Source organism: Barnesiella sp. An22 (assembly GCF_963931395.1).
In the GTDB taxonomy this organism is placed as follows: Bacteria; Bacteroidota; Bacteroidia; order Bacteroidales; family Barnesiellaceae; genus Barnesiella; species Barnesiella merdigallinarum.
Window position 1 is genome coordinate 163,117 of the sequence record NZ_OZ007014.1, and the last position, 13,636, is coordinate 176,752.

The window sequence follows — 13,636 nt, forward strand, 5'->3', positions numbered from 1 at the left end:
TAGAGAATGGTGAGCGCCGAGGCGAATAAAAACACCGTTTTCGGGAGTTATCTCTGTCGTTTTCTCCCTTTTTCCCGGGTAGGGGAATGGACGGAAAAGATGAAAAACACGCAAACAGCTTGCTCGTATGGAAAAACTCATGCAATATGTGTGGCAGCACCGGCTCTTCGACCCGTCGCGACTGACGACGGTCGACGGCCGCAAGGTGCGGGTAATCGACGTGGGGCGGTTGAATACCGACTCGGGCCCCGATTTTTTCAATGCCAAAATTGGAATCGACGGTTACGTCTGGGCCGGTAACGTGGAAATTCACCGGCGGGCTTCGGACTGGCGGCGGCACAACCATCACCTCGACCCGGCCTACGACTCGGTGGTGCTGCATGTGGTCGAGGTGGCCGATACCCCAGTCTACCGCACCGACGGTGAGGAGATTCCCACGCTGGTGCTGTCGTGTTCGCCCACGTTCCGGGCCGATTACGAATCGCTGGTGGCCCACTCGCCCAGCCAGTCGTGTGCCCGGTACATCGGCGATTTCGATCCGGTGTTGCTGGCCGACTGGATTTCGTCGCTGGCCGTGGAGAGGTTGCAGGCCAAGGCGCAGCGTCTGCACGACTGGCTCGAGCTCTATCGGGGCAGCTGGGAAGAGGTGTGCTACGTGGCGGTATCGCGCAGTCTGGGGTTCGGCATCAACGGCGACGCCTTCGAGCGGTTGGCCCGCAGTCTGCCGCTGCGTTTCATGCAGAAGCATGCCGACTCGCTGGCGCAGGTCGAGGCTTTCCTCTTCGGGCAGGCGGGACTGTTGGTCGAGGGGGAGCATGCGGGCGACGACTACTATACGCGGTTGACGGGTGAGTATGCCTTCTTGCGAAACAAGTTCGGGCTCACGCCCATCAACCCCGACAGCTGGAAGTTCTTCAGGCTGCGGCCGGCCAACTTTCCCCACCGGCGCATTGCCATGCTGGCCCAGTATATTCACCGGGGATTCAATCTCTTTTCGCGCATCTGCGAGGCCGACAGCGACGAGGCGCTGCGGGCTATCTTCAAGGTCGAGCTGTCGGGTTATTGGACTACACACTACCTCTTCGGGCATGCCTCGCCCGAGTCGAGTGCGGTGCTGGGCGAGAGTGCGATCGACATCGTGCTCATCAACGCCGTGGCCCCGCTGCTCTATGCCTGTGGGGTATCGACCGGCAACGAGGCGATGACCGACCGGGCCCTGGCGTTGCTCGAGTCGCTGCGCCCCGAGAAGAACTCGATTGTGCGCCGTTTCGCGGCAATGGGGGTGGGGGTAAACAGTGCGCTCGAGAGCCAGGCCGTGATACAGTTGAACAACGAATATTGCCAGGCACACAAGTGCCTCTATTGTCGCATCGGGCACAAGTTGCTCGCCCGCTCGGCCATGAAGCCGTAGGCGAGGAATGGCTCAGGGGGGTAAAAAAAGAGACCCGTGGCGGCGACGGGGAGTCGCAAACCACGGGCTGGGTCGTATGAAAAGATAGATAGTTTTGTTCAATAGTTTTCGCGGGCGGGCTCGAAGAAGGCGCGCGGTTCGAGACAGGCCGGGCATCGGGCGGGAGCCACGGTACCTTCGTAGATGTAGCCGCAGTTGCGGCATTGCCAGCGAATAGGAGTCTCGCGTTTGAAGAGGGTGTCGTCGTGGAGCCGTTCGAGCAGTTTGCGGTAGCGCCACTCGTGGAAGTTCTCGACTTGGGCGACCATCTTGAAGGCCGTGGCCACATCCTTGAAACCTTCGTCGGCAGCCACCTGTCCGAAGTTGTTGTAGAGGTCGCTCCATTCGAGGCGCTCGCCCTCGGCGGCTTCGAGCAGATTTTCGGCCGTGGTGCCTACGCGTCCGGCCGGATATTCGGCGGTGATGGAGACCATGCCCCCTTGCAGGAAGTTGAAGAAACGGGTGGCGTGGGCCAGCTCCTGTTCGGCCGTTTCGGCAAAGACGGCTCTGATTTGTTCATATCCTTCCTCCTGCGCCTTCCGGGCAAAGAGGGTGTAGCGGTTACGGGCCTGCGACTCGCCGGCAAAGGCTTTGAGCAGGTTCTGTTCGGTCTGGGTTCCTTGAATCGATTTCATCATGGCAGATTGCTTTTTGTATGGTAAGAACAACCGGGGAGAGAAATGGTTCGGGAAAGTGGGGGTAGAGTTGGCTATAAATTTGTTTCGGGGGTGTGTGGAAATGAAAAAGAGTTCGTCCCCAACCGGGGGCGAACTCTTTTCTCAGGAGGGGTATCCGCTCTATCTCTTCTGATTGACAGGAATATAGGGAGTATTTGTATTCTGGAACAGGAAGGCGTAGCAGTCGGTAGCCTCGTCGATACGTTTCGAGGTAGGCTTGCCGGCACCATGCCCGGCGTTGGTTTCGATGCGTATGAGTATGGGGGCGTTGCCCGACTGGGCATATTGCATCTGAGCCGCAAACTTGAACGAGTGGGCCGGCACTACCCGGTCGTCGTGGTCGGCCGTGGTGATGAGGGTGGCGGGGTACTTCTCGCCCTTCTTGATGTTGTGCAGCGGCGAATATTTGTAGAGGTATTCAAACTGCTCCTGGTTGTCGCTCGAGCCATACTCGACTACCCAACCCCAACCGATGGTGAACTTGTGGTAGCGGAGCATGTCCATAACGCCCACGCTGGGCAGACACACGGCAAAGAGGTCGGGCCGCTGAACCTCGCAGGCACCTACCAGCAGACCGCCGTTCGAGCCGCCGGCAATGGCCAGTTTTTTCGACGAGGTGTATCGGTTGTCTATCAGGTATTTGGCTGCCGAGATGAAGTCGTCGAATACGTTCTGCTTGTTCTCGAGCATGCCGGCCCGGTGCCATTTCTCGCCATATTCGAGTCCGCCGCGCAGCGTGACGAACACATACACGCCGCCCTGCTCCATGAACATGATTGCCGAGGGGCTGAACGAGGGGGTGAGGTTAATCTGGAAACCGCCGTAACCGTAGAGGTAGCAGGGGTTGTTGCCGTTGAGCTTCATCCCTTTCTTGTGCGAGACAAACATGGGCACGCGTGTGCCGTCCTTGCTGGTGAAGAATATCTGTTCGGTGGTGAAGTCGTCGGGGTTGAAGGCCACTTCGGGACGGAAGTAGAGGGTAGACTTGCCGCTCTCGAGATTGAACGAGTAGATGGTGGCCGGGGCCGTGAAGGTGGTAATCGAGTAGTAGAGTTCGGTATCCTCCTTTTCGCCGTTGAAGCCTTCGACTGTGCCTATACCCGGCAGTTCTATTTCGCGGATGAGCTTGCCGTCCAGACCGTATTGATAGGCCTTGTTTTGCGCATCCTCGAGGTAGATGGCCATCAGGCAGCCACCGGCCGAGCTGACACTCTCGAGCAGATTCTCCTTTTCGGCGATGACTACCTGGCGTTTTGTGGGGTCGTTGAGGTCGATTTTGATGAGGTGGTAGTTCTCGGCCCCTTCGTTGCTCATGACGTAGAGCTGGTCGTCCTGGCACTCGACGGGGCTGTAATCGTAGTCGAAGCCCTTGAGCAGAACCTGGAAGGAGGAGTCGCCCTTGCGTTTGTAGAGAATCTCGCTACCCGATGTACCCTCGGACGAAAGGACGAATACCCAGCGGCTGTCGTCGCTCTCCCAGGCCGAGAAGTATCGCAGCGGATGCTGGGGGTCGGTATAGACGAGGCGGTCGGCGCTTTGGGGAGTGCCTACTTGGTGATAATAGACCTTTTGATATTCGTTCTTGGAGGTAAACACGCCCTCTTTGGGTTCGTCGTATCGGCTGTAATAGAAGCCTTTGCTGTCGGGGCTCCAGGTGGCTCCCGAGAATTTGGCCCACTCGATGCAGTCGTCGAGCAGACGTTTACCCTCGGTCTCCATGACGTGTATCTCGACCCAGTCCGAGCCCGATGCAGCCGTAGCGAAGGCAAAGTATTTGCCATCTTTCGAGAACGAGGTGGAAGCCAGGGCTACCGTTCCGTCGTCGGAGAGTTGGTTGGGGTCGAGGAATACCTCGGCTTCGGCTTCGGGGTTGGCCTGCCGGTAGATGATGTCTTGATTTTGCAAACCGTCGTTGCGCGAGAAGTAAAGCCAGTCGCCCTTTTTCGTGGGGGCACTCTCTTTGGGGTAGTTCCACAGCTCGGTCAGTCGCTCTTTGATGGCCTGGCGGAAGGGAATCTTCGACAGGTAGTCGAAGGTCACTTCGTTTTCGGCTTTTACCCAGGCGGCCGTCGCTTCGGAGCGGTCGTCCTCGAGCCAGCGGTACGGGTCGGCCACCTCGGTGCCGAAGTAGTTGTCGGTCACGTTGCCGCGCTTGGTTTCGGGGTAGGGCAGATGTTCTATTTTCTTCACTTGATTACAATTTGAAAAGGTTGTCATCGCTATTGTCGCTATGGCAACGGGGATGATACGATTTTTCATAACAATATATTGGTTTTTTAGTTCTATTTTTCCCGGGCGGCATGGTGCATGCTATCGACAACAAGGGGCTGTGGGAAAAACGAATCATTTCTACACAGCCCCGTTGATATAAGCAATGCGGTACTACGCGTGGGTCGACAGTCGTGTTTTCGACCGGTTACTTGTGCGGTGTGGTGTCGGGGTGCGGGTAGTCGATGGTGTAGTGCAACCCTCGGCTCTCCTTGCGGTCCATGGCCTGACGCATCACCAGATAACCGGTGTTGATCATGTTGCGCAGCTCGCAAATCTCTTTCGAAGCCTTGCTGCGCTTGAAGAGGCTTTCGGTCTCTTCGTAGAGGATGTCGAGACGGTCCCAGGCCCGTTTGAGGCGCAGGTTGGAGCGGACGATACCTACATAGGTACTCATGATCTGGCCCACCTCCTTGACACTTTGGGTGATGAGCACCATCTCTTCGGGCTCTACGGTCCCCTCGTCGTTCCACTCGGGGATATTCTCTTGATAGGAGTAGTTGTCGATGACCTTGAGGCTGTGTTTGGCAGCCGCATCGGCATAGACTACGGCCTCGATGAGCGAGTTGGATGCCAGCCGGTTACCGCCGTGCAGACCGGTGCAGGAGCACTCGCCCACGGCATAGAGGCGGTTGATCGACGAGCGGGCGTCGAGGTCGACCTTGATACCGCCGCACAGGTAGTGGGCGGCCGGGGCTACGGGTATGTAGTCGCGGGTGATGTCGATGCCCAGGCTCTTGCACTTCTCGTAGATGTTGGGGAAGTGTTTCTTGGTCTCTTCGGGGTCTTTGTGAGTGACGTCGAGGTAGACGTGGTCGTCGCCCCGGTTTTTCATCTCGTTGTCGATGGCCCGGGCCACAATGTCGCGGGGAGCCAGCGACAGGCGCGGGTCGTACTTCTGCATGAACTCCTTACCGTCGAGCGTACGCAACACGGCACCGTAGCCGCGCATGGCCTCGGTGATGAGGAACGAGGGGCGGTCGCCGGGATGGTAGAGAGCCGTGGGGTGGAACTGGATAAACTCCATGTCCTTGACGGTACCTTTGGCCCGGTATACCATGGCGATTCCGTCGCCGGTAGCCACGAGCGGGTTGGTGGTGGTTTGGTAGATGGCACCCACGCCGCCGGTGGCCATGAGGGTCACTTTGGAAAGGAAGGTCTCTACCTTGCCGGTATTGAGGTCGAGTACATAGGCACCGTAGCACTCGATGTCGGGCGTCTGTCGGGTGACGGTAACTCCCAGATGGTGCTGGGTGATGATTTCGATGGCGAAATGTTTCTCAAAGATGGTGATGTTGGGGTGTTGTCTGACGGCCTTGATGAGGCTGTCCTGGATTTCGGCACCGGTGTTGTCCTTGTGATGGAGGATGCGGAACTCGGAGTGACCGCCTTCGCGGTGCAGGTCGAATTCGCCTTTTTCGTTTTTATCGAAGTCTACACCCCATTTGATGAGCTCCTTGATTTGTGAGGGTGCCTCGCGCACGACCTTCTCGACAGCGGCGCGGTCGCTGAGCCAGTCGCCGGCTATCATGGTGTCTTCGATATGTTTTTCGAAGTTGTCGACCAATGTGTTTGTTACCGAAGCTACGCCTCCTTGAGCGAAATAGGTGTTGGCCTCTTCCAATTCGGTTTTGCAAATGAGGGCTACTTTTCCTTTGTGAGCCACTTTGAGGGCAAAACTCATTCCGGCAATACCGGAACCGATGACTAAAAAGTCGAATTTGTGTACCATCTCTCTTTCTTTTTGCGGGAAATACGGGGGATATACCGTATTTTTATTTGCACAAAGATAAAAATAATTGCAACAAAATGTACCTTTGTGCCCGGATTCTGTGTAGAATAGTTGTCGCCGGGCAAAGTCGCTTGTCGAGATAGATGAAAAAAACAGGAAATGGCAATAGGGGAAACGTATCTCTATAATGTTTTAAAAATGAGAAATTTATTTTGCCTGTTCGAGAAATGGAAGAAAAACCTAAAATTTTTTGAGAGGCATGCAGCAAAATAGGTGTAGAATACATCTATTCTTATGTAAACCGTAAATTGAGATTTAAGGATGATTATAGGATTCGATGCAAAAAGGGCTAACGCCAATTTTACCGGATTGGGCAATTACAGCCGATTCATGGTAGATACGATGGCTACGTACGGCAACGAGCACAAGTACCGTATGTATATACCCAAAAGATGCAAGAATGCCTCGTATGATTCCCTGTTGAAGCACAAGAATGTGGCTTCGATTTTGCCCCGCACTTTCTTGATGAAAAGTTGCAAGGCCTTGTGGCGTACCTTCTTTATCAAACGGGGGTTACTGCAAGACGGTGTACAGCTGTATCATGGATTGAGCAACGAACTTCCCATGGGGCTCCATCGCACGGGTATTCGCAGTGTGGTGACCATTCACGATCTGATATTCCTGCGCTATCCCCAATATTATCACTGGTTGGATAGAAAAATCTATAACTACAAGTTCAGGTATGCGTGCCGCAAGGCCAACCGCATTGTGGCGGTGAGCGAGTGTACCAAGCGCGACATCGTGAAGTTTTACGGCATCTCGCCCGACAAGATCGATGTGGTTTATCAGGGTTGCGACCCTGTTTTTGCCAAGCCGGTAGCAGCCGGTGAGAAGGAGCGTGTGCGTCAGGCCTACGGGCTGCCCGACCACTTTATCTTGAGTGTGGGCACTATCGAGGAGCGTAAAAACCTGCTGCTGGCCGTGAAGGCTATCGAGCGGTTGGGCGATGTGCATCTGGTGGCCGTGGGCAAATGCACCCCTTACGCCGAGAAGGTGAAGGCCTATGTCGAGGCTCATGGGTTGAGCGACCGGGTACACATTATTCATAATCTGAAGTTCGGCGATCTGCCCGTACTGTATCATCTGGCTACGGCGTTTGTCTATCCGTCGCGGTTCGAAGGGTTCGGCATTCCCATTGTCGAGGCTCTCTCGGCCGGTGTGCCGGTAATAGCCGCCACGGGGTCGTGCCTCGAAGAGGCCGGCGGACCTCACTCGATTTATGTAGGTCCCGACGATGTGGCCGGTATGGCCGATGCCATGAAGCGGGTGATGAGCGACGAGAAACTGCGCCACGAAATGATCGAGCAGGGCAAGGAGTATGTCGTGCGGTTCGACCCGAAACGGTTGGCCGACGAGATGAATGCCGTGTATCTGAAATGTTTCGACGACAATGCTTCGGGCGAGGAGCGTTTTGTGCAGACTTCGTCGAACATGCGGAAGAAAATATCGCGATACCTTCCTTTCCTGTAAGCGAGGGGAGGGTTAGAGACGGTGCGATTAGCCGTGTCTAAGTGTTTGGATATGTTGTTCCCAAAAGGGCAACATATTTTTTTTGCTCCAGCCGTGACACCCGAAGGGCAACCGGTGGCCGTTGAGTTCGTAGCAGACGGCCGGGTTCTTGTCGAACGAGAATTGGAGCGCCTCTTGCCAGTGGGGTATCTTCAGCCGCTCTTGGTCGCGGTTGGCTTCGAGACTCCAGAAAATATCTTCGTTGTAGAAATCGACCCCGGGATGGCTCAAATAACGGGCTACTTGCGGTTCCATGTCGCGAGCGGTGCGGGCAAAGAGGGCGATGCGCCGCAACGACAGCCCGCCGTTGCCTACCCGGTAGTAGAGCTGGCTGTAGTCCGAAGCCCCCGACACCCGGTTGAGAGCCCGTTTCAGGCGATTGAAGAGGCGATAGTAGAGTCGGCCGTATTTGGGTTTGGGTATCCAGGGAGCCCCTATATAGTCGTAGCCGCGGGCACACCAGTCGTCGAGGTTGTCGGCGAAGACCCAGGCATCGGGCTGATAGATGAGCATGTATTCCCACTGCTCGAAAGCCTCGTAGAACTCGGGCGACATCATGAGTCGGTTGTAGGCGGCGATGCCCAGGAAACAGGTATCGGGGAAGTCGACGACGTAGTCGGTCCGATAGCGGTCGGCGAGGGGTGTCAAATCGAGCGACTGGGGTTTCACGAAACATATATCGTGTGTGGCGAGCACCCGGAAACACTGGTCTAAAGCCGCCAGTTCGAGGTCGGATAATCGTGTTGTGTAGATGGGAATGACGATGATTACCGAGGGCTTGTTCATGACTTTGCAGGATTGATGATAGCAGTAAAATCTTGGGCGAATGAATGGACCGAGAAGCGGTTCTCGACCGAATCCAGTGCATTCTGTTTCAAGGTAGAGAGGTCTTGCCGGCGTAGCAAGATGATTTTGCGGGCCAGGTCATGGGCATCGTCGCGGTTGTAGAGAAAACCGTTGTATCCCTCCCGAATCAGTTCCCGGCCGAAAGGTTTGTCGGGAACAACGACGGGCAGCCCGCATTTGAGTCCCTCAACGATTACCCGGCCGAAACATTCAAAACCCGAGCATACCAGGGCGGCGTCGGCCTGTATGAGGTAGTCGTGGGGGTGAATGGTGTGCTCGACAATCGAGACATTCGATTCCAGTTTGTAGGCAATGACGCTTTCCTTGATTTCCTGGGCATATCGGCTGTGGTTGCCGCCGATGAGCAGCAGGTGTGTGTCGGGGTACTCTTTCACGACCTCGCGAAAGGCCTCGATGGCGATATGTTGTCCCTTGTTGGGCTCGAAATTGGCCAGCATGCCTATGGTGAAGGGCTGGTCGACCCGGGGACGTGCGGGGGGCACGATGTCGACCGACTGGTACACGACCTCTATTTTCCCGGCTTCGGGGAAATGGGCTTTGTAATATTCGCCTACGAAATCGGAGGGGACGATGATTTTCTGCGACAGGGCACCGACTTGTTTGAGGCTTTTCCCTTCGTTGAAAAGGTAGACCAGATTGCGTGCCAACGGGGGAATTTCGTGTATGAACCAATAGTGTGTGATGTTCTCTTCCCGTGCTGCCCAGGCACCGATGGGGGTCGCCAGGGTGTTGGTGATAGCTATGTCGGGGGCGACGGTGCGGAGGTAATTGCGGGTTTGGCGTATGGCATTACGCTTCTGTATGTTGAAGAGAAGCCGCTTGCGCCAGCCGTTCTTTTTGGGACGAACCAGCCACCAGGGTTGTCGTATGAAGGCATACCCCGACAGGTAGGGACGAGACATTTCCCATAATTCGTCTTGTCCCGGGAAGACCACATAGATTTCCCACGACTCGTGGGCTTGCTTTATTCCTTTGATGAGGTCGAGCAAGCAGCGTTCGGCGCCGCCGTTGGCGCGTTTTCCATGCGAAAAGAAGAGAATCTTCATGGTTTGTGTCTATTTTATTTTCCGGGTGAAGAGATAATACCGAGCCATCAGCTTGCCCCAAAATTCGCTGCGGGCATAGGCTTTCAGCAGTTTGCGATAATGGCGGGCGGGGCGCTGGTGCAGCAGCCCCGGGAATTGTTTCTCGATTTCCATGGCTCGCAGGGCCAGGCGTCGGGCCTCGCCGAACCAGCGTTTGCTCAACAACAGGACGATGGCTCCCAATTCGACATTGGCAAGAGCTTTTTCTACTTGTCGATAGGTAGGCTTGTCGGCATAGAAACGCCGTTGCAGTTGAGGATACAGTTCGATGTCACGAGCCTTTTTTTCGGAGAACCCGCTCAGGGTGGCCGAGCCGCTGTGAATGACATAGTGCAACAGCGGGTGTGACTCGAGTACCACGATTTTGCGGGCAAAGTAGGTCAGTTGCGAGGCCAGATAGGCGTCCTCGCCATAGCTCAATCCTTTTTCGACATGTACCCCGGCGTATAGCGACCGCTTGTGCAGGAACGACCACACGGCCCAATAGTTGCGGCAAAAGGCCAGGGAGTAGAAAAACGATACCGAATCGTAGGTTCCCGGTGTAGGGTTGGAGGCTTTCTTGCGGTTTTCACTTTCGAGCCAAAAGGGGAGTACTACCATATCGGCCTGTTCGTCGACAGCTTTCCGGTAGAGCAGTTCGATGGCATCGGGTTCGAGGAAGTCGTCGCCATCGAGATATTGTATGTATTCTCCCCGGGCAGCCTCCACACCGTGTTTGCGGGCATAGGCTACTCCCTCGTTGGGTCGGTCGATGATTACGATGCGGGGGTCTTGTCGGGCAAACCGGGCGACAATCTGGGGCGAGTCGTCGGTACTGCCGTCGTTGACAACAACGATTTCCAGGTCGGTAAAAGTTTGACCGACAACCGACTGCAAACAGGTTTCGAGCTGTTTGCCCACGTTGTAAACCGGAATGACGACAGAGACTCGGGGTGCCATTACTTGATTTTCTTTTTGCAAATATAATACTGGGCATACAATCTTCCTAATATCGGGCTATGGGCATAGAGGGTGAAGAGCTTGCGGAAGGCCCGTATCTGGGGTATGCTTTTGAGGTCGGGGTACTGCCGCAAGATGGCGAGCGACTCCCGGCTCAACCGGTGGGCATCTTTGAACCATCGCTTGCTCAACAGGGTGTTATAGGCCTGTATGCGGATAGCCCCGAGCTCTTTTTGCAGCAAGTTGTATTCGGGTTTATCTTTGAAAAAGTCGTTTACCAGGTCGGGATAGAGCAATATATCCCGGGCTTTTTGCTCGCTGAACCTGCTGTTGGTGATGGAGCTATTCCGTATGATATAGTGCATGAGAGGCTTGCCTTTGATGACAGCTATACGTGAGGAGTAGTAGGTTAATTGTGTGGTGAGGTAAACATCTTCGCCGTAGCTTAGCCCTTTGCAAAAGGTGACATGGTCATACAGGTTGCGCTTGTGCAGGTAGCTGAATACCGACCAATGGGCTCGGGTGAAAGCAATTTCGGAGAAGTATTCCAGCCCGGTGTAGCTTTCGCGACCCGGCACGAGCGAGTGCTGCGACTGGCCGGTCTCGGGATAGTCGATTACGAAAGGCGCTATAGTCATGTCGGCATCAGTTTCCCGGGCTTGGGCATATATCAGCTCGATAGCATCGGGTTCGAGGTAATCGTCGCCGTCGAGGTGGTAGATATAGGTGCCCCGGGCAGCCTCTACACCCGATTTGCGGGCATAGGCGAGCCCTTCGTTCGACTTGTCGATGACCACGATGCGTGAATCCTGTCGGGCAAATCGGGCAATGATCTGGGGCGAGTCGTCGGTACTGCCGTCGTTGACGACAACGATTTCCAGGTCGGTAAAGGTTTGCTCCACGACCGAGGAGAGGCATTTTTCGAGGTATTTGCCTACGTTGTAAACGGGAATGATGACCGATACTTGGGGTGTCATGCTCTTGTCGTTTTTCTTTTTGTAAAGGTAGTGATAATGCGGCAATCGGGTTCGCGGGTCGGCCGAAAGATTTTTATCTGCGGGCTTCGCGGCGGATGAGTTCCCGGGTGTTGCGTATGAAATCGGGCACATTGTGTACCTGTTTTACATATTCATACCCGGCAATCGAGAGAGCCTGCCGCTTCTCTTCGTTCTCCATGAGGGAGCGAATGGCCTCGACAAAAAGGTCTATCTTGTCGAATCCGTCGCCCAGCACGGGGCCGGTATAGATGCCGAATTTCTCGGTAAGGCTCTCGGGGTTTTGGCAGCTCACCAGCAGTGTGCCGTAGGCGAGTGCTTCGAGGAAAGTCACGGGCAGTGCTTCGTGTATGGAGGTGTTGACGAGAATCTTGGCCTCCTTGATATAGTTGAATTTTTCTTCGCCCTCGACGTGGCCGGTGAAGTGCAGGTTTTTGATACCTTCCCGGTATTGTGCCATGACCGAGTCGTTTTGAGCCTTCTCGCGGAACGATTGTCCCAGCATGTAGAACTCGTATTCGGGCATGCGCTTGGCAATCTCGCAGAAGAGCCAGCCCCGCTTTACCGACTCGATGCGGCCGATGAAGATGATGTGGTTTTTCTTGGGGAAGCTCTTCACGTCGAATGCGGGATCGATGTCTACCGGGTTGGGCAGATAGTCGATAGGAGTCTCGGGCGAGAGGCGGTAGAGGCATCGGGCTTTCTCGATGAGGAATCGGCCTTGGGTGACGAAGGTGACGCGCCCCTCGGTGTAGAGGCGGTGTACGAGTTCGTAGACCTCGGTATTCCAGTAGCACGACTCGGGGAAAAGTTTGACGGTTTGTATTTCGAGCCAGTCCTTCCAGGGCCTCGGGTCTTGTACCCACAAAAGCAGCCGCTTGTTGGGGTTGGGTTCGTATTTGAGGAACGAGCTGGTGAGCTCGATGGAGAAGTAGAGGTCGTAGTTCTTTCTCTTCAGCCAGGCAGCGGCATATTTCCGTCCGGGCAGCACATATACGTCGACGTTGTCTACCCGGGTTTTGGTCGCTTTTTTCTTTTTCCGCTGGTAGTCGAGCCGTAGCAATACGTCGATTTGTATATCGTCGCACGGGAGATATTTGGCAATGTAGTGTCGTGCCAGAAAACCGTATCCGCCGAATGCCGTTCCGGCACCGCCGAAAAACTCGTCGATGAGCAGGGCTACGCGTATGGGGCGGGACGAATCTTTCTGTTTGTGCGAGAAGAGGTGGGTGAGTCGTTTCAGCATAGAGTCTTTTTTTAGGGTATCGTTGTAGGGCGTTTTTAGCAAATAGTCGAAATACAGGTGTTTCAAGGGGTTGGCACAGACCTCGCCGCACCAGGGCTTGCGTTCGCCGGTATAGTGAATGATGGTGGCTTCGGCCCGTTGGTCGGGGTGTTTGAAGGCGTTTTCGGTCGTGAAGTTGAACCTCTCGGGCAGAGCCTTGATTTTGCCCCGGCACACGAGATTGATGATGTCCTGGTCCTGAAATTTTATTTTGCAGGGCGGCTGTGCGGTGGCCTGTGACAAGAGTCGGCCGGTGTGTTCCTCTCTCATTCTTTTCAGATTGAGCAGGAGTACCCCGGCGTTGATGTAGAGTTCGTCGAGCGACATGCCTATCTCGGGCTTGTAGTAGATGTTCTCAATCCACAAATCGGGGACTCCGGCACAGATATAGTCGGTTATATCGGTCTGCCACAAGGCTTTGAGCGGGCCGTTTACCACCAGGTCGCAGTCGAGATAGAGGGCTTTGTCGAGTTGGGGAAACCACTCGGCGATGGCATACCGGTAGTAGGTTTGCAGGGTGATGTACCCGATGTTGAGGTTGAAGTTGCGGAAGTCGGTATCGTCGACGATGTGGAAATGTATCGTGTGGTGGCTGTATCGTTGCCCGAGCGACGAGAGTTTCTGCCGGTTCTCGGGCGAGATATAGTCCGAGAGGAGGTAGATGTCGAAGAAGTCGTCGGGGTTGTTCTCCAGGAGGGAAACTATTGTCGTGCAACAGTGCCGACAGTAGGTGTCGTTCAAGGCGAAAAACAGGTGAATGTGTTCCATT

The 13,636-nt window shown here is 55.1% G+C and carries 10 protein-coding genes; 2 read left to right on the forward strand and 8 right to left on the reverse strand.

The genetic code is table 11. The annotated features are described in order from the left end of the window. The first annotated feature begins 127 nt into the window (after nucleotides 1-127). Entirely contained in the window at nucleotides 128-1,411 is a 1,284-nt protein-coding gene (locus ABGT88_RS00655) for a DUF2851 family protein (protein ID WP_346699857.1), read from the forward strand. Between the two features lie 98 nt (nucleotides 1,412-1,509). Here the strand turns inward: ABGT88_RS00655 and rbr are convergent, their stop codons facing one another. The 3 genes from rbr to nadB form a co-directional block, all read right to left on the reverse strand. Continuing rightward, complete coding sequence (rbr, locus tag ABGT88_RS00660; RefSeq protein ID WP_087407888.1) at nucleotides 1,510-2,088, reverse strand: rubrerythrin; 579 nt, start codon at nucleotides 2,086-2,088, stop codon at nucleotides 1,510-1,512. Nucleotides 2,089-2,247: 159 nt separating this feature from the next. Continuing rightward, complete coding sequence (locus ABGT88_RS00665; RefSeq protein WP_346699860.1) at nucleotides 2,248-4,386, reverse strand: prolyl oligopeptidase family serine peptidase; 2,139 nt, start codon at nucleotides 4,384-4,386, stop codon at nucleotides 2,248-2,250. A gap of 157 nt (nucleotides 4,387-4,543) precedes the next feature. Beyond that, entirely contained in the window at nucleotides 4,544-6,127 is a 1,584-nt protein-coding gene (gene nadB, locus ABGT88_RS00670) for an L-aspartate oxidase (RefSeq protein ID WP_346699862.1), read from the reverse strand. Nucleotides 6,128-6,448: 321 nt separating this feature from the next. Here nadB and ABGT88_RS00675 point away from each other — a divergent pair, with 321 nt between their 5' ends. After that, nucleotides 6,449-7,657 (forward strand): glycosyltransferase family 1 protein, encoded by a 1,209-nt coding sequence (locus ABGT88_RS00675; RefSeq protein ID WP_346699864.1) that lies wholly within the window; start codon nucleotides 6,449-6,451, stop codon nucleotides 7,655-7,657. A 27-nt stretch (nucleotides 7,658-7,684) separates the two neighbouring features. Here the strand turns inward: ABGT88_RS00675 and ABGT88_RS00680 are convergent, their stop codons facing one another. From ABGT88_RS00680 to ABGT88_RS00700, 5 genes are all read right to left on the reverse strand, one after another. Further along, nucleotides 7,685-8,482 carry a DUF5672 family protein gene (locus tag ABGT88_RS00680; RefSeq protein WP_087407884.1) on the reverse strand — a complete coding sequence of 266 codons (798 nt, stop codon included), beginning with the start codon at nucleotides 8,480-8,482 and terminating at the stop codon, nucleotides 7,685-7,687. Continuing rightward, on the reverse strand, nucleotides 8,479-9,609 hold the full coding sequence (locus ABGT88_RS00685; RefSeq protein WP_087407883.1) for a glycosyltransferase family 4 protein: 1,131 nt from the start codon (nucleotides 9,607-9,609) through the stop codon (nucleotides 8,479-8,481). Before ABGT88_RS00685 ends, ABGT88_RS00680 begins: the two co-directional genes overlap by 4 nt. Before the next feature lie 9 nt (nucleotides 9,610-9,618). Then, nucleotides 9,619-10,587, reverse strand: a complete 969-nt coding sequence (locus ABGT88_RS00690) for a glycosyltransferase family 2 protein (protein WP_087407882.1) — start codon at nucleotides 10,585-10,587, stop codon at nucleotides 9,619-9,621. After that, nucleotides 10,587-11,564: a glycosyltransferase family 2 protein gene (locus tag ABGT88_RS00695; protein WP_087407881.1), complete on the reverse strand. Its 978-nt coding sequence runs from the start codon at nucleotides 11,562-11,564 to the stop codon at nucleotides 10,587-10,589. The genes ABGT88_RS00690 and ABGT88_RS00695 overlap by 1 nt, the downstream gene beginning before the upstream one ends. A gap of 73 nt (nucleotides 11,565-11,637) precedes the next feature. After that, nucleotides 11,638-13,635 (reverse strand): glycosyltransferase, encoded by a 1,998-nt coding sequence (locus ABGT88_RS00700; protein WP_346699867.1) that lies wholly within the window; start codon nucleotides 13,633-13,635, stop codon nucleotides 11,638-11,640. Nucleotide 13,636 lies beyond the last annotated feature (1 nt).